28 protein-coding genes are annotated in these 26738 nt (G+C 37.9%); 25 read left to right on the top strand and 3 right to left on the bottom strand.

Annotation, left to right across the window (positions count from 1 at the left end):
- Positions 1–113: 113 nt before the first annotated feature.
- From EDD69_RS07125 to EDD69_RS07115, 3 genes are all read left to right on the top strand, one after another.
- Positions 114–347: a YuzF family protein gene (locus tag EDD69_RS07125; protein ID WP_424565341.1), complete on the top strand. Its 234-nt coding sequence runs from the start codon at positions 114–116 to the stop codon at positions 345–347.
- A gap of 373 nt (positions 348–720) precedes the next feature.
- Positions 721–1929, top strand: a complete 1209-nt coding sequence (ilvA, locus tag EDD69_RS07120) for a threonine ammonia-lyase (protein WP_132948269.1) — start codon at positions 721–723, stop codon at positions 1927–1929.
- Positions 1930–2136: 207 nt separating this feature from the next.
- Positions 2137–2919: an enoyl-CoA hydratase gene (locus tag EDD69_RS07115; protein ID WP_132948268.1), complete on the top strand. Its 783-nt coding sequence runs from the start codon at positions 2137–2139 to the stop codon at positions 2917–2919.
- On the opposite strand, the gene EDD69_RS07110 is transcribed toward EDD69_RS07115, so the two are convergent.
- Positions 2882–3061 carry a hypothetical protein gene (locus EDD69_RS07110; protein ID WP_132948267.1) on the bottom strand — a complete coding sequence of 60 codons (180 nt, stop codon included), beginning with the start codon at positions 3059–3061 and terminating at the stop codon, positions 2882–2884. The genes EDD69_RS07115 and EDD69_RS07110 overlap by 38 nt on opposite strands.
- A gap of 363 nt (positions 3062–3424) precedes the next feature.
- On the opposite strand from EDD69_RS07110, the gene EDD69_RS07105 reads away from it, so the two are divergent.
- From EDD69_RS07105 to EDD69_RS07065, 9 genes are all read left to right on the top strand, one after another.
- On the top strand, positions 3425–3628 hold the full coding sequence (locus tag EDD69_RS07105) for a hypothetical protein (protein ID WP_132948266.1): 204 nt from the start codon (positions 3425–3427) through the stop codon (positions 3626–3628).
- A gap of 59 nt (positions 3629–3687) precedes the next feature.
- Positions 3688–3897, top strand: coding sequence for a DUF6501 family protein (locus EDD69_RS07100; RefSeq protein WP_132948265.1), 210 nt, complete (start codon positions 3688–3690; stop codon positions 3895–3897).
- Positions 3898–3999: 102 nt separating this feature from the next.
- On the top strand, positions 4000–4632 hold the full coding sequence (locus tag EDD69_RS07095; RefSeq protein WP_132948264.1) for a nitrous oxide reductase accessory protein NosL: 633 nt from the start codon (positions 4000–4002) through the stop codon (positions 4630–4632).
- Between the two features lie 178 nt (positions 4633–4810).
- Positions 4811–5206 (top strand): GntR family transcriptional regulator, encoded by a 396-nt coding sequence (locus EDD69_RS07090; protein ID WP_132948263.1) that lies wholly within the window; start codon positions 4811–4813, stop codon positions 5204–5206.
- On the top strand, positions 5193–6092 hold the full coding sequence (locus EDD69_RS07085; protein ID WP_132948262.1) for an ABC transporter ATP-binding protein: 900 nt from the start codon (positions 5193–5195) through the stop codon (positions 6090–6092). Before EDD69_RS07090 ends, EDD69_RS07085 begins: the two co-directional genes overlap by 14 nt.
- Positions 6067–8007 (top strand): DUF6449 domain-containing protein, encoded by a 1941-nt coding sequence (locus EDD69_RS07080; protein ID WP_243643058.1) that lies wholly within the window; start codon positions 6067–6069, stop codon positions 8005–8007. Before EDD69_RS07085 ends, EDD69_RS07080 begins: the two co-directional genes overlap by 26 nt.
- A 115-nt stretch (positions 8008–8122) precedes the next feature.
- Positions 8123–10588, top strand: a complete 2466-nt coding sequence (locus tag EDD69_RS07075) for a U32 family peptidase (protein ID WP_132948260.1) — start codon at positions 8123–8125, stop codon at positions 10586–10588.
- A 141-nt stretch (positions 10589–10729) separates the two neighbouring features.
- On the top strand, positions 10730–11713 hold the full coding sequence (locus EDD69_RS07070; RefSeq protein ID WP_132948259.1) for a spore coat protein CotH: 984 nt from the start codon (positions 10730–10732) through the stop codon (positions 11711–11713).
- A 93-nt stretch (positions 11714–11806) separates the two neighbouring features.
- On the top strand, positions 11807–12484 hold the full coding sequence (locus EDD69_RS07065; protein ID WP_132948258.1) for a DUF2642 domain-containing protein: 678 nt from the start codon (positions 11807–11809) through the stop codon (positions 12482–12484).
- A 240-nt stretch (positions 12485–12724) separates the two neighbouring features.
- On the opposite strand, the gene EDD69_RS07060 is transcribed toward EDD69_RS07065, so the two are convergent.
- On the bottom strand, positions 12725–14080 hold the full coding sequence (locus EDD69_RS07060; RefSeq protein WP_424565340.1) for an arsenic transporter: 1356 nt from the start codon (positions 14078–14080) through the stop codon (positions 12725–12727).
- A 179-nt stretch (positions 14081–14259) separates the two neighbouring features.
- Between EDD69_RS07060 and EDD69_RS07055 the strand changes: the two genes are divergently transcribed.
- The 13 genes from EDD69_RS07055 to EDD69_RS06995 all read left to right on the top strand — a co-directional run bounded on the left by EDD69_RS07055 (position 14260) and on the right by EDD69_RS06995 (position 25940).
- Entirely contained in the window at positions 14260–14817 is a 558-nt protein-coding gene (locus tag EDD69_RS07055; protein WP_132948257.1) for a thioredoxin family protein, read from the top strand.
- Between the two features lie 193 nt (positions 14818–15010).
- A complete protein-coding gene (locus EDD69_RS07050; RefSeq protein WP_132948256.1) occupies positions 15011–15211 on the top strand; it encodes a cold-shock protein in 201 nt (66 codons plus the stop codon).
- 298 nt (positions 15212–15509) lie between these two features.
- The gene (locus tag EDD69_RS07045; RefSeq protein WP_132948255.1) at positions 15510–16277 is read left to right on the top strand and encodes a MerR family transcriptional regulator; all 768 of its coding nucleotides are present in this window, start codon (positions 15510–15512) and stop codon (positions 16275–16277) included.
- Positions 16278–16496: 219 nt separating this feature from the next.
- Complete coding sequence (locus EDD69_RS07040; protein WP_132948254.1) at positions 16497–17381, top strand: sulfite exporter TauE/SafE family protein; 885 nt, start codon at positions 16497–16499, stop codon at positions 17379–17381.
- A 285-nt stretch (positions 17382–17666) separates the two neighbouring features.
- Positions 17667–19028, top strand: coding sequence for a type I glutamate--ammonia ligase (gene glnA, locus EDD69_RS07035; RefSeq protein ID WP_132948253.1), 1362 nt, complete (start codon positions 17667–17669; stop codon positions 19026–19028).
- Between the two features lie 156 nt (positions 19029–19184).
- Positions 19185–19781 (top strand): HAD family hydrolase, encoded by a 597-nt coding sequence (locus tag EDD69_RS07030; RefSeq protein ID WP_243643057.1) that lies wholly within the window; start codon positions 19185–19187, stop codon positions 19779–19781.
- A gap of 186 nt (positions 19782–19967) precedes the next feature.
- Positions 19968–20774 (top strand): SGNH/GDSL hydrolase family protein, encoded by an 807-nt coding sequence (locus tag EDD69_RS07025; protein WP_132948251.1) that lies wholly within the window; start codon positions 19968–19970, stop codon positions 20772–20774.
- Entirely contained in the window at positions 20764–21681 is a 918-nt protein-coding gene (locus tag EDD69_RS07020) for an ABC transporter ATP-binding protein (RefSeq protein WP_132948250.1), read from the top strand. Before EDD69_RS07025 ends, EDD69_RS07020 begins: the two co-directional genes overlap by 11 nt.
- Positions 21674–22654 (top strand): ABC transporter permease, encoded by a 981-nt coding sequence (locus EDD69_RS07015; protein WP_132948249.1) that lies wholly within the window; start codon positions 21674–21676, stop codon positions 22652–22654. The genes EDD69_RS07020 and EDD69_RS07015 overlap by 8 nt, the downstream gene beginning before the upstream one ends.
- Positions 22655–22761: 107 nt before the next feature.
- Positions 22762–23379: an NUDIX hydrolase gene (locus EDD69_RS07010; RefSeq protein ID WP_132948390.1), complete on the top strand. Its 618-nt coding sequence runs from the start codon at positions 22762–22764 to the stop codon at positions 23377–23379.
- Positions 23380–23439: 60 nt separating this feature from the next.
- Positions 23440–24390 (top strand): MBL fold metallo-hydrolase, encoded by a 951-nt coding sequence (locus EDD69_RS07005; RefSeq protein ID WP_132948248.1) that lies wholly within the window; start codon positions 23440–23442, stop codon positions 24388–24390.
- A gap of 30 nt (positions 24391–24420) precedes the next feature.
- Positions 24421–25251, top strand: coding sequence for a pirin family protein (locus EDD69_RS07000; RefSeq protein ID WP_132948247.1), 831 nt, complete (start codon positions 24421–24423; stop codon positions 25249–25251).
- Positions 25252–25274: 23 nt separating this feature from the next.
- Entirely contained in the window at positions 25275–25940 is a 666-nt protein-coding gene (locus EDD69_RS06995; protein WP_132948246.1) for a hypothetical protein, read from the top strand.
- Positions 25941–26056: 116 nt separating this feature from the next.
- Here EDD69_RS06995 and EDD69_RS06990 read toward each other — a convergent pair whose 3' ends face one another.
- Positions 26057–26692, bottom strand: coding sequence for an FMN-dependent NADH-azoreductase (locus EDD69_RS06990; protein ID WP_132948245.1), 636 nt, complete (start codon positions 26690–26692; stop codon positions 26057–26059).
- Positions 26693–26738 lie beyond the last annotated feature (46 nt).

The following is a 26738-nucleotide window of genomic DNA, read 5'->3' as shown; positions in this document are numbered from 1 at the left end:
ATTTTTATAAAACTATGTTCTAAATAACAAATGTTCTAAACAAAAAAAAGTAATACATACAATGTAATTATCATACATTTAAGAAGATGAAAAAAGAAAGGGGGAGTTCTTCTTTGAATTACTCAAATCATCAAACGCCTCCTCAATTATTCATGTTGATTGATCCATATGTTTATCAAACATTACAAACGATAATCGGAAAAGAAATCGTTGTAGAAACTGTACGCGGAAACGTTCAAGGTGTACTTAGAGATACGAAACCAGACCATATTGTCGTACAAAATAGCGATGCTCTTTTTTTCGTGCGCATTCAGCAAATTATTTGGATCATGCCAAAACAACTTTAAAGGAGAAAACGAATGGATAAACTGCAAACTTGTATACGTTAAGTGATGCAGAAAACAAATTTTTGATGGAAGAGAATTGGAGGGAATCGAAGGCCACTCGGCGGAGCTGTTCCAGATCTAGAGAAAGTGCTAGAAGAATTCGCACTAGGAAAAGTTCTCATGAAGATTTTCGAGGAATTGCAAAACATTAAAAAATGTGAGTAAAAAGGCTATGCTAAGGCATAGCTCTTTTTGGGGTAAAATAGTTCCAAATAAACTATGTTCTAAATAATCAACTTTAAAACAGAAAAAAAGAAAATAGGGAAGGTTGCTCGCCAGAAGAAAAATGGAATATAATGATAACGTTGAAAAATTTTTAATAGGGGAATGGACCATGATTACAATCCAAGATATCCAGCAAGCAAGAGAAAGAATGAAAGGAGTAGTACATAAAACTCCTCTTGAATTTTCACAAACATTCAGCCGATTATCCGGGAATAACGTATACATGAAACTAGAAAACCTGCAAAAGACGGGATCATTTAAAGTTCGAGGCTCATACAATAAAATTATGTCGCTAAGCAAAGAAGAGCGAGAACGTGGAGTGATTGCGGCATCTGCTGGGAATCATGCGCAAGGAGTAGCTTACTCAAGCAGCATGATTGGCATCCCTTGTACAATTGTGATGCCTAAAGGGGCTCCGCTAAGCAAGATTCAAGCAACGCAAGGATATGGAGCCAACGTTATTTTACATGGAGACGTTTTCGACGAATCCTTGGAATATGCATTAAAATTAAAAGAAGAAACAAAAGCAACGTTCGTGCACCCGTTTGACGACCCAGCCGTGATTGCTGGACAAGGGACCATTGGAGTTGAACTATTCGAACAGCTTGACTCCATTGATGCTGTTATTTGTCCAGTTGGCGGTGGTGGATTGCTTTCTGGCATAGCGATTGCTATGAAACAAAAAAACCCATCGATTCAAGTATATGGTGTTGAATCAACAGCATGCGCAAGTACAACTGCCGCAACAAAACATAGCAAGCCAATCATGATTACACCAGCGAATACAATTGCAGACGGCATCGCTGTTAAACGAATCGGTGATCTTACATTTTCTTACATACAAAAATACGTAGACGATATTGTTTGTGTAGATGAAACCGATATTTCTCGAACCATGTTGTATTTACTTGAACGAAATAAATTGCTCGTTGAAGGTTCAGCAGCTTGCTCTCTTGCTGCATTACTATACAAAAAAATCCCTTTACAAGGCAAAAATGTTGTCGCTATTTTAAGCGGCGGAAACGTTGATGTTACGTTAATCTCACGAATTATTGAGCGAGGATTAGTCGAATCAGGACGTTTTGTCACCTTCTCCACAGTTATTTCCGATAAACCTGGACAACTCAATAAATTACTACGCATTATTGCTGATTTAGAAGCAAATGTGATGTCCATTGACCATCAACGAATGGGAACAAACGTATTGCCAGGACAAGCCGAAATTCGTTTTTCATTAGAAACAAAAAATAAAGACCATATTGATCAAATCCATCAAGTATTAACCGAAGCAGGATATAACATTCGACGTCTTGACTAAAAAATGCGGATTCATGCAGCAAATGCTCATGAATCCGCATTTTTTATCATAAAAATTTATACATTGCTTATATGATGGACTAAGAAATTATATTTTGAGAATACAAACAAACATTGACGAACAAAAGCTGTGACAAGCTGCCTTATTCATCTGGACAATTCCCTCCAATCCATCGTATGCACTGTTTATGAAGAAGGAGTGAAAAAGTTGAACAAAAACGTTTTTTTATCTAAAGTGACAAAGCATGTAACTCTTATTACCCTACATCGTCCTGAAGCGGCGAATGCATTATCCTTACAGCTTCTCCGTGAATTGAATGAGGCAATCGAGGAAATCAAAAATGATCGAACAACCCGTGTTGTCATCATTACCGGATCGGGTGAAAAAATCTTTTGCGCAGGCACAGATTTAAAAGAAAGAGCTCGAATGAATGAAGAACAAGTATGTGAAACGGTTTCGATTATTCGTGAAACCGTTGCCAAGTTAGAATTACTTCCGCAACCTGTTATTGCTGCTTTAAACGGTTCTGCCTTCGGCGTCGGATTGGAGTTAGCGCTTGCCTGCGACATTCGAATGGCTGCGGAACATACAGTGTTTGGATTAACAGAAACATCACTAGGATTAATTCCAGGATCTGGAGGGACACAAAGATTACCTCGTTTAATTGGCAAAGGAAGAGCAAAAGAGCTCATTTTCACTGCTCGAAAAATAACAGCCGTTGAAGCAGAAAAACTCGGCCTAGTAGAACACGTCATTCCATCTAATCAATTGTTAGAAAAATCAATTCGACTTGCTGAACAAATCGCAAGCAATGCTCCTACCGCCGTAATACAAGCAAAAATCGCTATCAATCGCGGCTTGGAAACTGATTTAGCAACCGGTCTTATGATCGAACAAATCGCTTATGAACGAACAATTCCAACGAAAGATCGACTAGAAGGATTACAAGCCTTTAAAGAAAAAAGAAAGCCAGTTTATAAAGGGGAATAACTATATATGATAAGTTTAATTTTTCGACATAAACAAGCTTTTCTGCCACTTCTCCGAACGAAAACGCCATCAGACAAATGAATTTGTCTGTCATGCGTTTTACGTTCGGAATCGGCATGCTTCTAGCATGCCGGGGCGGCAAGAAAAATCTTGCCGCCTATGGCAGAAAAGCAGTCTTCTATTCATGATGAGATATGTCGGAAACTCAACTTGAATCTATATATGAAGTGAAAAATCATGGGCTTGAATGAATTAAGAGGGAGTCAAAAAACATTAAAAGGGTTGCAAAAATTAAATTTTGCAGCCCTTTTTTTGAATTTTTGAACTAAAAACAAAGAGATTCCGTTGTAAAATAGGCATGAAAATTAAAATTTTGTTTTTACATGGCGAAAAAGAATGCTTTTAAAGTTTAATGTATTTTACTATTATTAAGTTATACTAGTTTTCGTTCTCGTCTTACATCCATTTATCATTTCTTCATAATTGAACCGAAAGGGGTGAAAGCATGAGACAAATGGAATTTTTTATTGTTCCCCATCCGCGTGGCACTGTACGAGTCGATGTATATAAAAAAAATGACTTATACGAAGTGTATGCAAAATTCAAAGACATAGCAACCGTTCAAGCAAGTGGAAGCGACAAAAATTTTACTGTTTTGCAAGCATTGCATCAGCTAGCAAAATATTTGAACAAATATAAGGAATCATAAAAATAAAATTTCATTACACCACATCATTTTTAATTAAGAAAAAGAAGGAGGAAACACATATGATTCATCTTAATTGGCATAATCGTCCGACAATCAAAAAAGTAAGATGCAACCATACAAATGCAGAAAAATACATAGTTCATAATGTGCTCACCCCTGGAAAAGTATACGAAGTGAAAAATGAAACAGAAGATTTTTACTTCATCATTGATAATCACGGAAAAATCGGAGGATATCACAAACATTACTTTACAGAAGAAACAGTGTAATACCACTTTTTTCACATTTCCTTCCCCCTTGTTTCAATCTTTTTTCACAAATACATGATATGGTTACTAGCGAATTGAAAAAAACAAGGGGGAATGTTCGCAATGAAAAAATGGTTGTCGCTTTTACTAGTCGCCATGCTTATGTTGGCAGTGGGATGCTCGCAAAAAGAAAAAGCGAATGAAGAAACAAAAACAGAAATAACAAACCAAGAAATATCGAGCGAAAAACAAAACAAAAATGAAGATATGCTTGCGAAAGCAGCGATGGCAGAACCAGATGAAAATACGGTATGTGCTTTTTGCAACATGAAAGTTTATCCGAAAAATCATGAATTAGGAAAATTCACGGCTAAACTTGTTAAAGAAAATGGAGAAGTATTGTTCTTTGACGATGCCGGATGCTTGCTTAACTACGAACGTGATCAATCGCAAAAGGCCATAAAAAAATACGTACGTGACTACAACTCTTTCGATTGGGTTGAAGCTGAAAAGGCAACGGTCGTAAAAGCGGATATTAAAACACCAATGAATTACGGTTATGCCTTCTTTGCAAAGAAAGAGGATGCGGAAGCATTTGTGAACAATCATAGCGATTTACATGCTTCTATTGTTTCGTGGGACGATGTCGACTCTGTCGCTCACGAACGTTATCTGAAGAAAAAAATGATGCAAAATAACAATCATGAACACAGTCATAATAATCATGATCATGATAACAATAGTCATAGCCATTAAAGCTACCTTCTTGGGTAGCTTTTATTATTTCTTCGTACCTTCATTCCTGCTTCATTGCAGGAATTTTTTCTTTACCAAAACTGTATTATAAATTATAATACAGTTAACACACACGACACACCTTTAACTTCATGTTTTAGAAAAACAAGGTATTATTGCTAAAGAAAGGAGGGGGACTATGTTTGATCTAGATCTGCGCAGCCGAAAACCAATTTATGAACAACTTGTCGAGAAATTAAAAGAATTGATTATTCATGAAGTATTTAAACCAGACGAGCAGCTACCGTCTGTTCGCTTATTAGCAAAAGAATTGACAATCAATCCAAATACCATTCAAAAGGCGTATCGTGAACTTGAAAGAGAAGGGTATATTTATTCCATTCCTGGAAAAGGCAACTTTGTAGCAGCTAAAAAAGAAACGGTGAACACGGAGAAAATAGAAAAAATAAAAGAAGAAATGATGAAGCTGTTTCAAGAAGCGCTATACATTGGGATTAAAAAGGAAGAAATTTTAATTATGCTTACTCAAGCAGAGCAAATGGTCAAAGGGGGCGAAAGCAATGATCCAAGTTGAAAACGTAAGCAAACGGTTCAGTGACATGGAGGCAGTAAAAGGGGTTACCTTTACCGTTCCAAAAGGATCCATTTATGGTTTACTCGGCTCTAACGGTGCTGGGAAAACAACATTGTTAAAAATGATTGCGGGAATTTACAGACAAGATAGCGGAACGATTTTTATTGACGGAGAACCGATTTTTGAAAATGTAAAAAGAAAAGAAAGAACGCTTTTTTTACCAGATGCTTTATATTTCTTTCCGCATACAACTGTACAACAAATGGCTGATTTTTACAAAAGTATCTATCCGACTTGGAGCGACGAACGGTTTCATAAATTAAAAGAACTGTTCCCGATTGATGTAAACAAAAAAATTCAACGGATGTCCAAAGGAATGCAAAGACAAGTCGCTTTTTGGCTCACGTTATCAGCCCTTCCCGATGTGCTCATTTTAGATGAACCGCTCGATGGACTCGATGCCGTCATGCGACAAAAAGTGAAAAATCTATTATTCCAAGATGTTGCCGAAAGAGAAATGACGGTCTTAATTTCTTCGCACAATTTACGCGAAGTCGAAGATCTTTGTGACCGCATCGGCATTTTACATCAAGGGACATTGATTCTTGAAAAAGAACTAGACGATTTAAAAACAGATATTCATAAGATTCAAGTTGCGTTCAAAGGTCCCATTCCTGATCTATTCTTACAGAATATGGATATTCTTTATAAAGAACAACGTGGAAGTGTGCTATTATGTATTGTCCGTGGAAAAGAAGAAAAGATTACTAAACATATTCAAGCGCACAATCCGATTTTGTTTGATCTTCTGCCATTGACGTTAGAAGAAATTTTCATTTATGAAATGGGGGATAAAGGGTATGCTATCGAAAATATCATTCTTTAATCGTGGAATCTTTATCCAAAGCATCCGCAATGTCGGCTGGATTGCCATCATCTACTTTCTCGGACTACTATTTGCACTGCCGATTCACATTTTAATGATGTACATCGATGAAAATTGGTTTTCTTATTATCACTCTAAACATTTATTTGCTGTCTCAAGTGGTATTCAATTTTTGCTTATGTTTATCATCCCCATATTACTGGCGGTATTTTTATTTCGTTATATGCAAGTGAAACTTTCTGCCGATTATATTCATAGCTTGCCGCTTAAACGCGAATCCCTTTTTCATCAACATGTTTTCGTTGGCGCATCGATCATCATCGTCCCTGTTGTTGCGATTGCCATCATCATTGCTTTATTACAACCTGCTTTTTCAATCGATTTATTTTCAATGAAACAAATCATTGAATGGACGTTATGGACAATCATCATCGACTTGTTTTTCTATTTCGGAACCGTTTTTGTCGGCATGTTCACAGGAATGTCGGTTTTACAAGGAATTTTCGCCTATATTTTATTTTTGTTTCCCGCTGGCATGATCGTTTTGTTTACATTAAATTTAAAATACTTTTTGTACGGTTTTGCCTATGATTATTACTTATCTCAAAAACTCGAAAACCTCGTTCCATTTATTCGAGTTACTCAACTCATTTCTCGGCCTTTTCAACCGCTTGAAATTAGTATATACATCGTATTGATTGTTGTGTTTTACGGGGTGTCGATATGGTTGTACAAAAAACGTCATATTGAAACGGCAACGGATGCAATCGCTTTTCGTTCTCTTCAACCAGTATTTAAATACGGATTTACGTTTTGTGTTATGCTCGTTGGCGGCTTATATTTCGGTGAAATGCAAGGCGATATTCGTTGGACGATTTTTGGTTACATCTTTGCTTCGTTAATCGGTTATTTCATTGCCGAAATGATTTTAGAAAAAACATGGCGCGTATTTGCCCGTTGGAAAGGTTATGTTGGTTACTCTCTTGTCATCATTGCCATTGGTCTTCTTCTAAAAGCAGATATCACCGGATATGAAAAGCGGATTCCATCTTTAGCTGACATTGAACGGGCATATTTTGGTGATTCGATTTATTATTTTGAAAACAACGAGGAAGGCATTAGCCCATTTTTCTATCAAAAAGAGAACATTGAAAATATTTATCTATTCCATCAACAGCTTATCAAAGATCGGCCAAAGGTTTCATTTCAAAATGATGATCGAGACTTACGCAATGTCGTCATCGGTTATGATTTAAAAAATGGAAAACGAATCGTGCGTTCTTATACTGTTCCAGTCGAACCATATAAAAATTTTTACGCTGCGATTGTTGAATCGAAAGAATATAAGCAAAACTACTATCCACTTTTGCGAGTCCATCGTTTCGATGATATACTACAAGTTTCCATTTCTTCGTCAGGAAAAATGATTCAGTTGCGAGACCGAAAGCAAATCGATTCATTTCTTACAACTGTTCAACAAGAGCTTGAAAATGAAACATTTGAAAGTTTAATTGATGCTCGCGGTTATCAGTGGGGAGATATCGAAGTTTTATGGGCCGACAATAAGCGAATGAACATCCCATGGAAAAAATCATACGATCGTCTCGATGAATGGTTAAAAGAAAATCACTTATTAGATAAAGCGCGCATGACCGCTAACGATGTTCGTTATACGCTGGTGATCGAAAATAAAGAAAAGAAACCTGTTTACGAATGGCAAAAAGAGATGATTGTGCAAGAAGGAAGCGGATGGAAAATTACAGATAAAGAACAGATTGAACAATGCTTGCGCGCTTCATCTTGGGAAGAGAATGCAGATTACATTGTCGCCTTTTTCTATGAAAATGGCTCCATCGACATTCAAGCATTTCGCAATGATCAAATTCCACCATTTATTCTTGAACATTTTCGTTAAAAGATCCCAAATGGGGTCTTTTTTCTTCGGTGGCAAAAAGTCAAAATATCAAGTAATATATTGTCGTACATCTTATGATATATAGTACATCTTATGAAGAGAGAGGTTGAAGATCGTGAAGCCAGTTGAACTATTAGCTCCAGCAGGAGATTGGGAATCTCTCCGTGCCGCCGTTGCGAACGGTGCTGATGCGGTGTATTTTGGAGTTGATAAATATAACGCTCGTGTTCGGGCGAAAAACTTCCGCGTGGAAGAATTAGCGGATGTTATGGCTTATTTGCATAAATACAACGTTCGTGGGTATGTCACGTTTAATATTTTAGTATTTGAAGATGAATTAGAAGAAGCCAAACGACTCGTAGAAGCCTGTATCGATGCAGGAGTCGACGCATTAATTGTACAAGACATGGGACTTGTCAAATTGATTCGAGAAATTTCTCCTGATTTTCCAATTCACGGTTCAACGCAAATGACGATCACTTCTCCAGAAGCGGTTGAGTTTTTAGAACCTTATAATTTAGAAGTCGTCGTATTAGGAAGAGAAAATAACTTAACTCACATCAAAAAGATTGCTGAAAAAACCAACGTACCGTTAGAAGTATTTGTTCACGGTGCTCTTTGTGTTTCCTACTCCGGTCAATGCTTAACGTCGGAAATGTGGGGAGGACGTTCCGCAAACCGTGGGGAATGTGCTCAAGCGTGCCGCCTTCCGTATGATCTGATCGTTGATGGCAAGAAAAAAGAAATGGGAAACGTTGCTTACTTACTATCTCCAAAGGACTTAGCCGCTATTGATCTCGTACCTGAATTAATCGAAGCGGGTGTGTCTACGTTTAAAATCGAAGGTCGTTTGAAATCACCAGAATATGTAGCAAACGTTGTCAGCAAATACCGAAAAGCCATTGATGAATATTTTGCCGGCCGTGATTACAAGCCGTCAGAAGAAGAAATTCGTGAACTCCAACAAAGTTTTAGCCGCGGATTTACACACGGATTTTTAAAAGGAACCAATAATAAACAACTCGTCGATGGAACGTTCCCGAAAAGCCGTGGTGTTTTCCTCGGTACGGTAAAGAAAGTACTGAAAGATGCTGTATTATGTGAGTTACAAGCACCGCTCAAACGTGGCGACGGTATTGTGTTTGATGCAGGACGGCCAGAAGAAAAAGAAGAAGGTGGACGGGTCTACGATTTACGCAAAAATGGAAAGAAAATTGAAGGAGAAGTATCAAGCGGTCTCGTTGAAATTGTTCCTGGCCGACATGATGTTAATTTAACGCGCGTTCACGTCGGCGATCGCATTTGGAAAACAAGCGACCAAGAATTAGATCGCCGTTTACGAAAAACATTTGAAACCGAACAGCCGTATAAGTTGTTCCCGCTTACCGTTCATGTTTCTGGCGAACTTGGAAAACCGCTCGTTTCTACTTGGCATGATGAAACAACCGGACATTCTGTAACGGTTCAATCGCAAGAATTGCTTCAGCAAGCGTATAAACGCCCATTAACATCCGATTATGTAAAAGAACAATTTGGCCGACTTGGCGGAACCATTTTTGAATTACGGGAGTTGTCAGCTACATTTACAGGTGATTTAATCCTTCCTGTAAAAGAGTTAAATCGAATGAGAAGAGAAGCTGTTGCACAATTGATCGAGCTGCGGCAATGCCCTCGCCGTTATGAAAAAAGAAAAGTCGAAGTAACCATAAACAAACAACCAAAACAAAAGGCAATTAATCCGAATCTGATCGCTCTTTGCCGCACAATGGAACAAATTGAGGCTGCTTGCCATACGGATGTAGACTTTATTTATGCTGACTTTGAATTTACAACGGACTATCCAAAGGCTGTTCAAGCCGCTCGGCAAGCTGGAAAACCGATTGCCTTAGCAACTCCGCGCATTCATATGCCTGGAGAAAATGGAATTTTAAAAGGAATTCTCAAGGCAGAACCAGATGCGATTCTTGTTCGCAGTCTAGGAGCGGTTCAATATTACACAAGCCAAGCGATTGATCAAACATTAATTGGCGATTTTTCATTAAATATTGCGAATCATCTTGCGGTTGAACTTTTCCTTTCTCGCGGTCTTGATCGTATTACGCCGTCGTACGACTTGAATATTCAACAAATGATTGACTTATTAGAAGCCGTACCGACAGAAAAGATCGAAATCGTCATTCATCAGCATTTGCCAATGTTCCATACAGAACATTGTGTATACTGTACATTTTTAAGCGAAGGAACCGATTTTACAAACTGCGGTCGTCCTTGCGAAAAACATCGTGTATCTCTACGCGACCGCATCGGCATGCTTCATCCTGTCCGTGTGGATATCGGATGTCGAAATACCGTTTACAATGCAATTGAACAATCGGGAGCAGAATACTTGCCAAACTTTTTAGAGCTTGGGGTCCGCTCTTATCGAATTGAGTTTTTGGAGGAAAATGCGAATAAAGTTGAAGAAGTGATCACTTTGTACCGTGAAGCACTTGAAGGAAAAAGAAGCGGTACAAGTGTTTGGCGTACACTAAAAGCCATTAACCAACTTGGTGTGACTCGAGGACAATTAGTGAAAAAATAAGCTGGCTCAATAGAGTCAGCTTATTTTTCACGGCTCATTTTTTTAAATTTTTAGGCAATTGTTACATACATTATTCATATAGGGCGCGTATATATACAGTATAAATACCCCCTATGGACAACTACAAGGAGGAAGTTATGTATGTCAAATAATGAATTAAACACAAGTAATTACCATGAATTTTTAGCACCTTTAATCGGGAAAAACGTTACCGTTTATCGAGGAGGACCTGAATCAAAAACTGGAAGACTAATCGATGTGCAATCAGACTACCTTACCCTTCTCGTAGAAAATCAACAAGAAGTTTCTGTTATTTATTATTGTTTGTATCATGTCCAAAGTATTAGTGAAAACGCAAAAATAAACTCAATTCAGCGACGAAAATCTTCTGGAAATGAAATACAAGGAAATGTTGTTCAATCGCTTCACTTTCATGGATTATTAGAAGAACTCGTTAACAGTTATATAAAAGTGAACCAAGGCGGTCCTGAAGCAAAGCAAGGAAAAATCGTAGATATTACAGATGATTATATCGTTTTATTAACAGAAGATGATGGGGTTGTATTTTATAATATTCATCATATCAAAAGTATTGGCGTGCAAATAAGCAATGAAGTAGAAGGAAGTGAAGTAGAAGGAGATGTAGCAAACAAAGAAAATGAACTACATGAAGCGGAAAAAATTACAGAAGTAGATGAAATAGTAAGTTACGTTCATGCACAAAATTTTCGTTATTTATTTAACGAGTTAACTAATACGTGGGTTTCTATCAATCGCGGCGGTCCTGAAGCAATCGAAGGAATTCTCGTTCCAGGAGCTGGAGATTACTATACATTAGTAAATAGTGATGAAGTAATAAGACTAAATCCAAATCATATTAAAAGTATTAGCTGTGGTCCTAAAGGGGTCTTTAAACAAAGTGAAAAACAATCTAACGAAACTAGCCAAATGGAAGATACACAACAAAATGGGAAAATGAAGAATGGAGAGAACAAAGGCGAAGTGAAAAGCGAAAAGAAAGATGAAAAGAAAGATGAAAAGAAAGGCGAGAAGAAAGGCGAAATGAAAGGCGAGAAGAAAGGCGAGAAGAAAGATGAAAAGAAAAAGGAGGATAAAGAAAAATAGGATGATAAGTTCGAAAAACAGAAGATAAAAGATAAGCAAATAAAAAGATACACAACGACGTTCTCTTGCATCCTTTTAAGAAGGAGGGAAATTATGGACAAATTAAAATTTCTTCTGGGGAAACCAGTCAAATTAGAGATTTCAGGAAAAAGCATTATACAGGGAATACTTGTTGATTACGGTATAGACATTGTTGTAGTATACAACGGTAAAGAATATTTATATATTCCTTATCTGCACATTCACTATATTAAATTTGATGTAGATCCCATTACTGAGTTATCGAATACGGTTCCAGAGGTACCATTGAGCAATGAAGACTCTGCCATTTCCTATCGCAAAACATTAATGAATGCAAAAGGGCATTTTACCGAAATTTATGTGATTGGGAATAAGTCTATACATGGATACGTCGTTAATGTTTTGAATGATTATTTCGTTTTTTATTCTCCAGTGTACAAAACTATGTTCGTTTCCTTAAATCATTTGAAATGGTTAACACCATATCAAACAAATATTACACCATATACATTAGGAAACGAATTATTACCTGTTAAGCCCACTAATCTTTCATTACAGAGAACTTTAGAAGAGCAATTAAAGAAAACAGAAGGAAGATTAGTTATTTTTGATTTAGGCGATCACCCAATGAAAATTGGATTATTGAAACAAGTACAAAACAATATCGTCGAACTCGTAACAGCCAATGGGGAATCTATTTATTGGAAAATCACACATTTAAAAACTGTCCATCTCCCTCAATCTAGTTAAAAAATAAAATGATCCCTCCTATCTAACCTACTTAATATTTTTTCCGACGACATTATCTCATCTTGGATAGAAGACGGCTTTACTGCCCTAAGAGGCAAGAAAAGTTCTTGCCTCCTAGACTTCCTCTCGCATACTGATTCTGTTTTCGATCGAGAAGCGGCAGGAAAGCTTATTCATGTCGGAAAATTATGCTTATCGAATATTGACTGAACAATTGTCTACAATCGGAGGGATTTTTATTTAACTTTTCAAAAAAACAATTGAAATCCAGTGATACAGCATAATTAATGTGAAAATGACTGTTGGTGGAATGACAATAAATGTTATTTTTACATATGTGGACCAAGCAATTTTATTGTTATATTCTTTCAAAAGATGCATCCATAATAAAGTAGCTAAAGTTCCAATCGGTAAAAGCAATGAACCTATGTCACTGCCGATAATACTAGCAAGGTACGCGATTTCTAACATAGGAGAAGGTAAATTCATTTCAGTAAGCGTCAATGTTCCAATCATTAGCGCAGGATGATTATTAAATACGTTTGATAAAATGGATAGAGTCCCTCCCATAGCAAAACTTAAATAAAGAAAGTCATCTCCAATGTAGTGGTTCAAGATTTTTATTAAGTAATGGATTAGACCAATGCGATTTAAACCGTAAACGACAACATACATACTAAAAGCAAACAGTAGTATATGCCAAGGAGCTTTCATGAGTAGATCATACGGCTTAATCTTTAAATAGTACCATCTCCATCCAAGTAAAATGATTGAGCTGATTATGGCCGTTACTTCTAAAGGAATACCTATATAAGAAGTAAAAAATAAACTAACCCTCACAGCTAAAACAAACACAAGCACCCATATTATTTTCTTTTGTGATATTTTCATGTAATCATCTTGAGGATTTTTTAAAGGATGATCCAACTTATTATGGAAATTGATCGGGATGGAAAGAGAAGGCAACTTCTTCGGAATATCTTTATAAAATACTAGAAAGAGCAGTCCGAGTAAAAAAAGCAGTCCAATCATTGAAGGGATAAACATCATTGCTGTCTGTACATATAAATCCATATCAATTATTTTCAAAGAAATTAAGTTAACCATATTGCTAACACCTATCGGAGCGCTTGAAGCCGTTGCTATGATCGCACCGCTAATTAAATAAGGTGATTTTTGGTGTTTCTTTAATCGGAAACGGTTTAATAGTATTAATAAAATTGGCGTCGTAATCAGAATACTTCCGTCATTATTAAAAAAAAGGGTCATTAAGAAACAAAGTAAATTTGTGTACCAAAAAAGTCTAATTCCCGAACCTCTTGTCTTAGTGACAAGAATGGTCGCTACCCAATGAAAGAACCCGATACTTTCAAGAACTAACGCCATAATAAGTGTGGAAATAATCGTTAAAGCAGCACCGCTTACTTTAGAACTTATAGCGATTAAATCAGAAAAGTGAACGACTCCGCTTATAACGATCATGAAAGCTCCTAAGGTAGCGGAAACCGTTTCATTTAATCCTCTTGGCCTCCAAAAAATGAACATCATCATTAGCACAAAGGAAACGATCGTGATCACTATTTTCGAATCTGTCATTTTGTAACACTTCCTTTTAATGAATGAACTCCTTTCATTTATCCATAATCTTCATTTGTACTGCATATATATGTGTCCGAGTAATAACTTGTACTACGCAAATCGCACATTTTTCTTAAAATCAACTGTTTTGCTATAATAAAACGTGGAACTATTAATGCAGGAAAGGGTGTTGAAAAATGCCAGCTGTAGAATCAAATATGTTTCCGCTCGGAGAAAAAGCTCCTTCATTTGAACTCGTTAATGTGATCGATGGAAAGACTGTTCGCTTAGAAGATGCCAAATCCGATATTGCCACCGTCATTATGTTTATTTGCAACCATTGCCCGTTTGTCAAGCACGTTCAGCATGAGCTTGTTCGCTTAGCAAATGATTATCAACCAAAAGGAATTACCTTTATCGCCATTAACTCAAATGATGTCGAAAAATATCCTGAAGATTCACCAGAAAATATGAAGAAAGTAGCCGAAGAACTCGGATATCCATTTCCTTATTTGTTCGATGAAACACAAGAGGTAGCAAGAGCGTATCAAGCGGCTTGCACGCCGGATTTCTATGTCTTTGACGGTGAATTAAAGTGCGTCTATCGCGGACAACTTGACGACTCAAGACCGAATAATGGAATTCCTGTTACTGGGGAATCCATTCGTGCTGCTCTTGACGCACTACTCAATAATGAACCTGTACCGGAAAAACAAAAGCCAAGTATCGGCTGCAGCATTAAATGGAAAAATTAAAAGTAAATATTGACTTTTTAAGTTTTACCATTTATACTAACTAAGTACCATTCAGTTCGTTATATCAAGGATCATTGTAAGTCGTGCCTGATCGGAAGAAAAGGCCCTCTTATAAGGCCTTTCTTTCGTAAGCGCGACTTTTTTATTTTATGAGTAATGGAACGATGGTCAATATTTGTTTGGAGGAATTGACATGAACACAGGAAAAGTAAAATGGTTTAATGCAGAAAAAGGATTTGGATTTATTGAAGCGGATAACGGCAACGATGTATTTGTCCATTTCACAGCGATCCAAGGCGAAGGATTTAAAACGTTAGAAGAAGGCCAAAAAGTAACATTTGAAATTATTAATGGCAATCGCGGACCGCAAGCAGCAAACGTACAAAAAGCATAAAAAAACAGTCAAAAAGTAAGGTGATACCGCTTTTGGCGGTATCGCCTTTTTTTATGCCGAAAAACGAATTCACACTGGCGCAGTCTCGGAACTGCAAGGATGGAAGAGAGGTAGGGCTTTCATTGTTTTGCGTTTTTCGGTATGTTTTTATTAGGTGTATTTTATTAAAAAGCCGCCTTGCAATGGAAAACAACTTATTGTCGTAACCTCGGTGTTTGGTCTTCCCCAAACACTTTTTATTTTTTGATTGACTCTAACGTTACGTTATAGCGTAAGCTCAAGTTGGAGGTGAAAAACAATGCATTATAAAGTGAAAGAAGTAGCAGATATGGCGGGAATCAGTGTACGCACCTTGCATCATTATGACCAAATCGGGCTTCTTGTCCCAGACACCATCACACCGTCTGGCTACCGCCTTTATTCAGAGCAAAATCTAGAGCGCTTGCAGCAAATTTTGTTTTTCAAAGAAATGGGTTTTCGCCTTCAAGAAATTAAGCATATTCTCGACCATCCTCACTTTGACAGAAAAAAAGCGCTACAAGCTCATAGAGAAATGCTGATCAAAAAGAAAGAGCGCCTCGAAGAAATGATTAAGACGGTAGAAAAAACAATTCAATCAATTGAAGGAGGAATTCAAATGGAAAAGAAAGAGATGTTTAAAGGGTTCGATATGAGAGAAATTGAGGAGCATCAAAAAAAATATGCCCAAGAAGCGAGGGAAAAATACGGTAAAGAAATGGTGGAGAAAGTAGAACAACGAACATCAACGTATACGAAAGAAGATTGGGCTACAATCAAAACGAAAACAGAGGAGATTTACAATCGAATCATCGCCCGAATGGAATATGGTCCTGAAGATGCACAAGTTCAAGAAGCGGTTGCAGAATGGAGACAACTCATCACCGACTATTTTTACGAGTGCACCCTTGACATTTTCCGCGGGCTTGGTGATTTATATGTCAACGATGAACGATTTACCAAAAATATCGATCAATTTAAAAAAGGATTGGCCGCCTTTTTACGCGAAGCCATTCACGTTTATTGCGATCGACATAAAAGTGAATAGAATTTTAAACATCGAACTTCCATTTCCTTTTTGTTTATAATTTTTAAAACCAACTTGACAAATATGATTAATTGGTTTTATCATGAAATAAACAAAATATCAAAAATTCTGAAAACAAAAGGCTGATCAGACAAACTGAAGGCACTAAGGCGTTCTATGTGACGACTTAGTGCCTTTTCTGTTTTGTCACCACTAATAATGCTTGGAGGAGATGGAAACATGAAAAAACTCATTATTTTTGTGATGATTGGATTTATTGCTCAACTGATTGATGGGGCACTTGGAATGGCTTATGGGGTGACGTCGACGACATTGCTTCTCACATTTGGGATTGCCCCAGCGGTCGCTTCGGCCTCTGTTCATTTAGCGGAAGTCGTGACAACTGCTGCTTCTGGTGCATCACATTTAAAATTCGGAAATGTGGACCGTGATATGGTGATAAAACTCATTCTCCCAGGTTCTATCGGGGCGTTTGTCGGCGCTTGCTTTTTAAGCAACCTTCCTGGCGATCTCATTAAGCCATATGTTTCCCTTTTTCTATTAACACTCGGATTTTACATCATGTACCGCTTTCTCTTTCTTCATTCAAGACAAAAACAGATAAATCATAAAAAAATATCAAGCAAACAATTCATTCCATTAGGTTTACTAGCAGGCTTCTTTGATGCTACGGGTGGAGGAGGATGGGGCCCTATTGCTACACCAGTTCTTCTTGCCAATAAAGGAATAGAAGCACGAAAAGTGATAGGAACCGTAGATACCGCTGAGTTTGCAATAGCAGTCTCAGCAACACTGGGATTCTTCATTTCACTAGGATGGGAAGAGGTTAATTGGTTTTGGGTCGGAACGCTTATGCTAGGGGGACTCATCGCCGCTCCGATCGCCGCATGGCTTGTGAAAATCATGCCGTCCCATTTACTTGGCGTCCTTGTTGGTGGGCTCATCATTTTAACAAATGTGCGAACATTGCTGCATTCTTGGGGAATTTTTGAAGATTGGTATACACCCGTATATGCCACTGTCTTATTCGGTTGGGCTGCTTCCGTGTGGTTGGCAATTCGCAATCACCGCAAAACACCCTTATCCAATGATTTAACTTCATAAAAGTGTAATGTTTTTTAAACATGATAATATGATCAAAAGACGATGGGGATGTAGCCATCGTCTTTTTTATTCCATATAATGTATGAATATACAAAAAATATCAATGAACCTTATTGAATTAAAGAGAAAAACACCTAAATAATGAAATAAATAATGAAAACGTTTTCTTCAGAAAATTATAAAAATACAAGGGTTTTTATAAAAAATATATTGTCAAAACCAAAATCTTTCAATATAATAAACTCATGTTAGAAAACTATCCATTAAAATGTGAGGTAATGTAACATGCCAGAAGTAGCCGTATCTCAATGTTATGATGTGGAAGTTTTTGAGCGAATTAAAGAAGCGATTGAACAAAAACATGTAGAACTTTTACATTTACAATTTGTTGATATTGAAGGAATTTTAAAGCAAGTTACCATTACAGTTGATCAGCTTGAAGACGCTGTAGAAGGAAAAATCATGTTTGACGGTTCGTCCATTAAAGGATTTTCTCCAATCAACAAATCAGACCTCTACCTTCTTCCTGACTTGAACACTTTTGCGGTATTACCGTGGACGGTAGAGGAAGAATACGCAGAAGCGCGCTTTCTTTGTTCTGTCATCAATCCCGATGGAACGTTATTTGAAGGAGACCCTCGGAACGTATTAAAGAAAACGATTGAGCGAGCAGCGGAAAAAGGGTTTACCATCTCTGTCGGTCCCGAATTGGAATTTTTCTTATTTAAAACGGATGTAAACGGGAACCCAACGACACAACTACAAGATAACGGTGGATACTTTGAGCCATCTCCAAAAGACCTTGGTGAGCGTGTTCGCTTAGAAATTTATCGCGCATTAAAAGCAATGGGATTTACAATTGAAGCTTCACACCATGAAGTAGCAGAAGGGCAGCATGAAATCAACTTTAAATACGCGGATGCATTAAGTTCTGCGGATCATGCAACAACATACAAATGGGTCGTCAAAACGATCGCAAGTAAATATGGCTTACACGCAACATTTATGCCAAAACCGGTATTCGGCATTAACGGTTCTGGTATGCACGTCAACATGTCATTATTTAAAGACGGTGAAAATGCCTTCTTCGATCCTAGCGATGAGAATCAACTTTCTGAAACAGCGTATCAATTCATTGCTGGTTTACTTGCAAACGTAAAAAGTTTCGCAGCGGTGACCAACCCATTAGTCAACTCTTACAAACGTCTTGTACCAGGTTACGAAGCTCCTTGCTATATCGCTTGGTCCGCTTCGAACCGTTCAGCTTTAATTCGTATTCCAGCGAAAAGAGGCTTAGCGACTCGCGTAGAGCTTCGTTGCCCAGATCCATCTGCTAACCCATATTTAGCGTTCGCGGTTATCGCAGCTGCAGGTCTCGATGGAATTGAAAAAGGTCTACAAGCTCCTGCTCCAGTTGATGAAGACATTTTCCATATGACGGAAGAGCGTCGCACTGAACTTGGCATCGAAAATCTCCCTAGTAGCTTAGGAGCGGCTATTGAAGAGTTTGAAAACGGCACGATTGGTCGCAAAACATTAGGCGATCATGTTTTCAGCGAGTACGTCGCTATGAAAAAAGCAGAATGGGACAGTTACCGTACAGCTGTACACGCTTGGGAAATCGAGCACTATCAAGCGAAGTTTTAATAGAGAAAAGCGGGCACAATTGCCCGCTTTTTTATTGTCTTTTGAAATACTTTTCAACAATCAAATGCGTAAAAAGATCCTGGCTTCCAAAGTTCGTTGAAGTTGATGAAATATTGCATACTATTATTAAGTAAGAAGCTCGAAAGGAGAAAAAGAATGAAGCCCAAAAAGATAAAAGTCATCGTAGTTCAAGCGTTATATCCAAAACCAATTACAGTAAACCTAGATCATATGTTCAGCATCGGCGATTTATGGTGGGTACCAAGTTCGATCGGCCGTCATTACGGATTGAAAAATGAGGATACATATCAAGCATTTCTTGAAACAAGAAAATTTATGATGGATCCTAGTTTTAAGATGAAGCGAATGGATGGGTTAGCCGAAGTATTAGCGGAAATACGTAATGATATAGCATTAGTTTTAATGACAAACAGCCCGCAACCAGACAGTGAAGCTATTCTTGAAAAGTTAGGTTTAACGAACGTTTTTCATAAAAAAATATTTGAAGCAGGCAAACCAACAAAAACAGCGAAACACTTTGAAGAAATTCGCTCGGATTTTAAAGTAAGGTATGAAGAAATGATGAGCATCGGTGATAATTTACTAAACGATATTGTTCCAGCAAAAAATCTTGGGTGCAAGACGATCTATATTGACCCTCATAAAATCGGAAATAACGAAAGTGCTGACAGAATCGTTGAAAAATTGGAAGATTGTTTGGAAATACTGGGAAATTTACCCAAGGAAATGTAGTGAGATGTAAGATATTAAGAAACATCGCCTCTTGTTGTAATAACAAGAGGGTTTTTTATATTTTGTAATAAATGTTATATTTATCATAATCGGACGTCTTTATGACCAACTCTTTGTAAGTGCTTGATATGAACTGATGTTGTATGATTTAAATGATAAAAGGGTTCTGATAGAAAGGATGATACCGTGAAAGTGAATTCAGTAAAATTGATATCCGCTCTCTCGGTTCTTGCAAGCGGCGTGTGGCTTGTTGGTCTTTGGTTTACGATAAAAGATCAATTTTTTTACGAAGCCGCTCGCCCAGTAAAAGAAATTTCGTTAGAAGATGTTGCGGAAGAACAGAAAGACGGATTTCAAATTGTCGCTCTTGGCGACTCGTTAACGCGGGGAACGGGAGATGAAAGCGGAAAAGGATATGTCGGTTATGTATTGGACGAGCTGAAAACAAAAACAAAACAAACCATCTATGTGAAAAACCTAGCCATTAAAGGTCAAAAATCGGCAGGGTTAGTCTCTCAACTTCAACAAGTCGAAGTGCAACGACAAATTAAACAGGCGGATGTCATCTTGATGACGATCGGTGGAAACGACTTGTTTCAGGGCGGAGAAACGCTAAGTCATTTTTCACTTGAGCGAATTAATCAAGCAAAAGCGAAGTATTTGCGAAACTTACATACCATTTTTAAAACGATTCGCAACTTAAATCAGGATGCTGTCGTTTTTTACGTCAGTCTTTATAATCCGTTTAATGATCTTGCGGATGCCAAAAAGACATCCGCCATCGTGCGTGAGTGGAATTTCGATTCAGCGGAAGTGGCCGCAAACTATCCAAAGATCATCGTGGTTCCAACATTTGATCTGTTCGAACTGAATGTCAAGGATTATTTGTATAGCGATCATTTCCACCCGAACAAAGAAGGGTACAAGCTCATTGGTGAACGTGTGGCATCCCTCATCACCTTTGCGGAAGGGGAGAAAAACCATGACGAATGAAAATACGACTCTTGTCGTGAAAGACTTAAGAAAAAAGATTGGAAAAAAAGAAATCATTAAAGGCCTTTCTTTTGAGTTAAAAAAAGGCGAAGTATTTGGCTTTTTAGGCCCGAATGGAGCAGGGAAAACAACAACCATTCGTATGCTTGTTGGACTGATTAAACCGACATCCGGCCAAATTCTGCTATGTGGGTATGATTTACATAAAGAATTTTCAAAATCCATTCGCCAAATCGGTTGTATTGTTGAAAACCCTGAACTATATCCTTATTTGAGCGGATGGGAAAATCTCGAACATTTTGCACGAATGGTCCCCGACATTCCAAAACAACGGATATCCGAAGTCGTTGAATTAGTGGGGCTGCAAAATCGGATTCATGACCGCGTAAGCACGTATTCATTAGGAATGCGCCAACGACTTGGGATCGCACAGGCGCTCTTAGGAAAACCAAAAATCCTCATTTTAGATGAACCAACGAACGGATTAGACCCTGTTGGGATTCGAGAAATGCGGGAATTCATTCGTTATTTAGCGGAAAAAGAAGGGCTTACTGTCCTTGTTTCTTCACATTTACTAAGTGAAATCCAGCTTATGTGCGATCGCGTTGCCATTATGTCCAAAGGGAAAATTATACGAATCGATACGGTCGAACATCTCCTTTCCGAGCAAGAACGTGTTGTTTGGAAGGTCGATCCGATTGAAAAAGCAAGAGCTCTTTTAGAAAAAGAAACGGTGATCGCAGGAGAAAAAGACGGTACGTTAATTACCCATTATGATGCTGAAAAACTTCCATTATGGAATGAAAAGTTAGTGAAAGCAGGCATCAAAGTGAGTGAAATCCGTACCAAACTTCCAACGCTTGAAGACTTGTTTATCGAGCTGACTGGGGGCGAGACCATTGATTAATTTAATTCATAATGAAATGATTAAAATTGTTCGTAAAAAGCGTTTGCTTATCATTGCAGCGATTATTGCGGTTCTCGTTGCCCTTTTTACATACGCTCAATTGAAACGTGTTCAATCCATACAAGAACGATTAGGAACAACCGATTGGCGTTCGCAACTCCAACAACAAATCATTGATACCCAAAACCGTTTAAATTCAAGCGGAATATCAGAAGAATGGCGAAAGTTTTTACAAATTCGCCTCCGTCAACAACAATATTATTTAGATCATAACATCAATCCATCTGCACCGGGCGCACCTACGTTTATGCGAATGTTTGTAGAAAACTCCATTGACCTTTTTATCCCGTTAATGGTCATGGTCATTTCCGCTGATTTAGTTTCTTCAGAAGCGAGCGGGGGAACGATTAAATTACTGTTAACACGTCCTGTAAAAAGATGGAGAATTTTATTAAGCAAATATCTGGCGATGATTTTAGCTGTCTCATTTATTCTATTGTCTTTAGGAGTGATCTCTTATCTTATTTCTGGAATTGTATTTGGTTTCGGCGGCTGGACATTGCCATTATTAACCGGATTCTCTGTACAAGGAGAAGAATTAGATACATCCAACGTCCACTTAATTCCGCAATGGAAATATTTATTAATGGAATTCGGACTTGCTTGGTTCGTATCGATCGTTGTAGGAACATTGACGTTTATGCTTTCGGTTTTAATGAGAAGTACAGCCGCTGTCATGGGGATTATGTTAGCTGCACTCATTTCAGGAGCCATTTTGTCCAGTATGGTATCATCTTGGGAATCAGCCAAATACCTTTTTATGGTCAACCTGCGGCTAACGGATTACGTGAGCGGCATGGCGCCGCCAATCGACGGAATGACACTTGGATTTTCCATGACCGTTCTCACCGTTTGGGGACTGGCCGCGCTTATCATTTCATTTCTTGTTTTTACAAGACGTGATGTTTATTAATGAACTCCCTCTATATTTTATTTAAAAACAAGAAGAAATCACATAAACTAGAATAAGAAGAAAAACATGTGAAATTGATCGGTAAAGAAAAGGAATGAAGCTAGATGATGGAAACAAAAAAAATACTCGCCAAATTAAGCAATCGAACACCGACTTTGTTAGGAAAGGAACAATTTACGAAATTTGCGGTGCTTTTGCCGTTAATCGAAAAAGATAACGAGATTCACGTCTTATTTGAAGTTCGCGCCTTTCATTTAAGAAGACAACCGGGAGAGATTTGTTTTCCAGGCGGGAGAATTGACGCTTGTGATCAAAATGAACAAGAAGCAGCGATTCGGGAGACTTCAGAAGAATTAGGAATCGAAACATCAAAGATTACAAATATTTTTCCGCTCGATTACATCATTTCTCCTTTTGGAACGATCATTTACCCGTTTGTGGCCATCATTGCTCAATGCACTATGAAACCAAATAAAGAAGAAGTTGCGGAAATATTTACGGTTCCGTTATCCTTTTTTAAACAAACGACACCGGAGGTTTATCACGTTCACTTCAAAGCGCAACCTGAAGCTGATTTTCCATTGGATAAAATTCCGAATGGCAAAAACTACAATTGGCGCCTCCGCGAAATGGACGAGTATTTTTATTATTACAAAGATAAAGTGATTTGGGGGTTAACAGCAAGGATTCTTTATCACTTTATAGAAATTATTAATCAGGACTAGGAAAACATCATGATTAATCGAATAGGTATAAATAGTGTTCGAAAAACAGGAGGGGTCATGATGAAAAAACCGGTTGATTTAGGATATGGGATTTCATTCATTGATGTTTATGATTTAGGAATGCCACAGCGAACAGGTACATACGTGCTTCATGAAGAAGAGTTAACAATTATCGAAACAAGTGCCAGTCCATCTATTCCGTATTTACTAAAAGGGCTAGAAGCGTTAGGGCTTGAGGCGAAAAACATTAAAAACATTATTGTCACCCACATTCACCTTGATCATGCAGGAGGAGTCGGGCTTTTACTTGAAAAGTGCCCGAATGCAAACGTCATCGTTCATCCGAAAGGAAAACGGCACTTAGCCGATCCTTCCAGATTAATTCAAGGCGCAAAAGCGGTTTACGGTGAGAAATTTGACGAATTGTTCGATCCGATTTTACCTGTTCCAGAAGAACGCTTAATTGTAAAAGAGGACGGCGATACGTTGCAAATTGGCGAAAATCGTACATTGACATTCCTTCATACACCTGGACATGCCAATCATCATTTTTCGATTTATGATTCTCGCAGCAACGGAATTTTCACAGGAGATACGGCTGGCGTTTTTTATCCGCAATTGCTTGACTATGGAGTAGAATTGTATTTGCCTTCGACATCGCCAAATCAATTTAATCCGAAAGCGATGCTAGATTCCATTGAACGATTTGAGAATTTAAATGTTGACCGAATTTACTTTGGTCATTTTGGGATGTCAGAAAATCCAAGCGCTGTTTTTGAACAACTAAGATACTGGCTGCCGAAGTTTGTGGAAGTAGGGGAAAGAATAACAAAGGAAAATCCTAACGCTTCTTTTGAAGAAAAAACGAATGCCATTTTTAACGGTCTTTTTGAGATGATTCGCGCCTTTTTAGATGAACGCCGTATCCCTCGTGAAGCAGATGTTTATAACATCCTTCGCTTAGATTCACAAGTTTGTGCGATGGGAATTGCGGATTACTTTCAAAAGTAAAAAACACTCATCATTGTCAGGAGGAATAGGATGAAACAACGTGGCATTCGCCGAATTAAAACGGTACAGTATCAAACCAATAGTCCGATTCATCGCAACGGCTTTGTTTTGGAGCCTGGAAATTGGGAAGAGTATGATCCTTTTTTAATGCTAGCCGAAGATTTCTTCCAAAGAGGCACGTTCGATCTTCATCCACATCGCGGAATTGAAACGGTTACGTATGTGATTGATGGAACGCTTGAACATTTCGACAACAAATTCGGCTACGGAAAGCTCGAGCCAGGCGATGTACAGTGGATGACCGCTGGAAGAGGGGTCATCCATAAAGAAGATCCAGCACCGGGGTCAACGGTACACAGTTTGCAATTGTGGATTAATTTACCGAGTTCGAAGAAAATGACTGAACCTCGTTATCAAAATTTAAAAAGCAAGGATATGCCAGTTCGGGAAGAAGAAGGCGCCATCATCCGTGTTTTTTCCGGTTCATCCAAAGGCATACAGGCACCAACTCTTAATCATGTTCCTGTAACCATGATAGAAATGTTGCTAGAGCCAGGAGCGAGTGTGGTACAAGATTTACCTGGAAGCTATAACGGGTTTATATATATTTTAGAAGGCAGCGGAACCTTTGGTATCGATCAAACAGAAGGGAAAGCGGGACAAGTGTTATTTTTAAGCCGAGCGAACGATGTTGATAAAAGCGAAATCATGATTACGACTAAAGAAAAACTCCGCATTCTGTTATATGCAGGGGAACCAATCAACGAACCTGTGGTTGCGTACGGCCCGTTTGTCATGAACACGAAAGAAGAAATCCGTCAAGCGATTATTGATTATCAAACAGGGAAGTTTGAGCAATAAATCTCAAAGGTGGATCACTTCATATGCCAATCAATTACGTATGGAAATCATTTCTTTTTCATACACTCCATTTTTTAAAAGTGCCGGAGTTGGATTTGCCAGCACAAGCAACGGAAGAATTTGAGAGAATTTATAGTCATTATATTTCGTCGGGTAATGGAGACTTCATTCCTTATACAAGCAATTACCCGAAATATTTGTTTTTGCATTATCTTATCGAAAATAAAGACGTGCTTGTACATGGCTCGAACAACGAAAATATCGAGATTTTTGAGCCGAGAGAGCAATTGCTTTTTACTGGAAATCCGGTAAAAGCCGTTTTTGCCGCATCAGATGGCATTTGGTCCATGTTTTTTGCAGTCATTAATCGAAGGGAATATGTCGGATCTTTGCGAAATGCTTGTTTTACACTTCAAACTAAAAAGGGAATCAAGCGATTTTATTATTTTTCAGTTAACGAAGAGTATAAAGGGAAACTTTGGAGAGATGGATGCATTTATATCATGCCTAAAAATTTTTTCAAACGAGGCGGTATTCAAGATGAATGGATATGTGAAAACAAAGTGAAACCACTCGCCAAATTATCTGTAACCCCAAAAGACTTCCCGTTTTTAGAAAAGGTTAAACGTCATAAAGAAACGGATTCGATGTTCAAAACAATCGTGAAAGCACTTATTTTTAATCGTTAACCGGGTGGCGAAGAACGATCGAGAAAAAAACGTTTGGGTTTTAAAAAATAACCCAAACGTTTTTTGTTGTTACTTAAGTTTTATTAGATAATACCCCTTCCCGAAGTTTTACATATTCAGAAGTTTTTAGCTACTTCTTGAGCTTGTTTAATCGCTTTTTCTTTAATACCTTCTGCTTCATTAGGGAATGCGGCCATACCTTCTACAATAATCGATTGAACATTTGTAATTCCGATGAAGCCGAGCACTGCTTTCAAATAACGATCTCCAAATTCCATATCTTTCGCTGGACCTTCGGAATAAATTCCGCCACGGGCTTGAATATGTACCGCTTTTTTATTCGTTAATAATCCCACAGGTCCATTTTCTGTATATTTAAAAGTTTTACCTGCGATACAAATCGTATCAATATACGCTTTCATTTTTGGCGGAACGCTGAAATTCCACATTGGAGTAACAAATACGTATTTGTCTGCCTCGATAAACTGGTCCGTTAATTGATTGATGCGGCTTACTTTTTGTTTTTCATCTTCGCTTAACTGCTCAAATGACTGCCCTTGCTGGAGTTTACCCCAACCACTAAATACATCGGCATCAATATATGGAATATCCGTTTGATAAAGATCTAATTCCACTACCTCATCTTGTGGATTTTGTTGTTTGTAGGCATTTAAAAATGCTCTGCCGACAGATAAACTGAACGATTGGTCTTCTGTTTTCGGATTCGCAGTAATATATAGTAATTTTGCCATTTTTATCCCCCTTTTTTGTTTAACTCAGAAGTCATCGATTATTTTC

This window comes from Thermolongibacillus altinsuensis (assembly GCF_004341205.1).
Lineage (GTDB): Bacteria > Bacillota > Bacilli > Bacillales > Anoxybacillaceae > Thermolongibacillus > Thermolongibacillus altinsuensis.
This window is presented reverse-complemented; position numbering and strand designations above follow the sequence as displayed.

Excerpts from the sequence above, each read along its gene's own strand:
- EDD69_RS07005 (WP_132948248.1), top strand. The coding sequence starts at position 23,440 with ATGAAAAAACCGGTTGATTTAGGATATGGGATTTCATTCATTGATGTT.
- glnA (WP_132948253.1), top strand. The coding sequence starts at position 17,667 with ATGCCAGAAGTAGCCGTATCTCAATGTTATGATGTGGAAGTTTTTGAG.
- EDD69_RS07065 (WP_132948258.1), top strand. The coding sequence starts at position 11,807 with ATGGACAAATTAAAATTTCTTCTGGGGAAACCAGTCAAATTAGAGATT.
- EDD69_RS07030 (WP_243643057.1), top strand. The coding sequence starts at position 19,185 with ATGAAGCCCAAAAAGATAAAAGTCATCGTAGTTCAAGCGTTATATCCA.
- EDD69_RS06990 (WP_132948245.1), bottom strand. The coding sequence starts at position 26,692 with ATGGCAAAATTACTATATATTACTGCGAATCCGAAAACAGAAGACCAA.
- EDD69_RS07090 (WP_132948263.1), top strand. The coding sequence starts at position 4,811 with ATGTTTGATCTAGATCTGCGCAGCCGAAAACCAATTTATGAACAACTT.
- EDD69_RS07055 (WP_132948257.1), top strand. The coding sequence starts at position 14,260 with ATGCCAGCTGTAGAATCAAATATGTTTCCGCTCGGAGAAAAAGCTCCT.
- EDD69_RS07050 (WP_132948256.1), top strand. The coding sequence starts at position 15,011 with ATGAACACAGGAAAAGTAAAATGGTTTAATGCAGAAAAAGGATTTGGA.
- EDD69_RS07080 (WP_243643058.1), top strand. The coding sequence starts at position 6,067 with ATGCTATCGAAAATATCATTCTTTAATCGTGGAATCTTTATCCAAAGC.
- EDD69_RS07010 (WP_132948390.1), top strand. The coding sequence starts at position 22,762 with ATGGAAACAAAAAAAATACTCGCCAAATTAAGCAATCGAACACCGACT.
- EDD69_RS07100 (WP_132948265.1), top strand. The coding sequence starts at position 3,688 with ATGATTCATCTTAATTGGCATAATCGTCCGACAATCAAAAAAGTAAGA.
- EDD69_RS07000 (WP_132948247.1), top strand. The coding sequence starts at position 24,421 with ATGAAACAACGTGGCATTCGCCGAATTAAAACGGTACAGTATCAAACC.
- EDD69_RS06995 (WP_132948246.1), top strand. The coding sequence starts at position 25,275 with ATGCCAATCAATTACGTATGGAAATCATTTCTTTTTCATACACTCCAT.
- EDD69_RS07070 (WP_132948259.1), top strand. The coding sequence starts at position 10,730 with ATGTCAAATAATGAATTAAACACAAGTAATTACCATGAATTTTTAGCA.
- EDD69_RS07085 (WP_132948262.1), top strand. The coding sequence starts at position 5,193 with ATGATCCAAGTTGAAAACGTAAGCAAACGGTTCAGTGACATGGAGGCA.
- EDD69_RS07095 (WP_132948264.1), top strand. The coding sequence starts at position 4,000 with ATGAAAAAATGGTTGTCGCTTTTACTAGTCGCCATGCTTATGTTGGCA.
- EDD69_RS07020 (WP_132948250.1), top strand. The coding sequence starts at position 20,764 with ATGACGAATGAAAATACGACTCTTGTCGTGAAAGACTTAAGAAAAAAG.
- ilvA (WP_132948269.1), top strand. The coding sequence starts at position 721 with ATGATTACAATCCAAGATATCCAGCAAGCAAGAGAAAGAATGAAAGGA.
- EDD69_RS07060 (WP_424565340.1), bottom strand. The coding sequence starts at position 14,080 with ATGACAGATTCGAAAATAGTGATCACGATCGTTTCCTTTGTGCTAATG.
- EDD69_RS07105 (WP_132948266.1), top strand. The coding sequence starts at position 3,425 with ATGAGACAAATGGAATTTTTTATTGTTCCCCATCCGCGTGGCACTGTA.
- EDD69_RS07045 (WP_132948255.1), top strand. The coding sequence starts at position 15,510 with ATGCATTATAAAGTGAAAGAAGTAGCAGATATGGCGGGAATCAGTGTA.
- EDD69_RS07040 (WP_132948254.1), top strand. The coding sequence starts at position 16,497 with ATGAAAAAACTCATTATTTTTGTGATGATTGGATTTATTGCTCAACTG.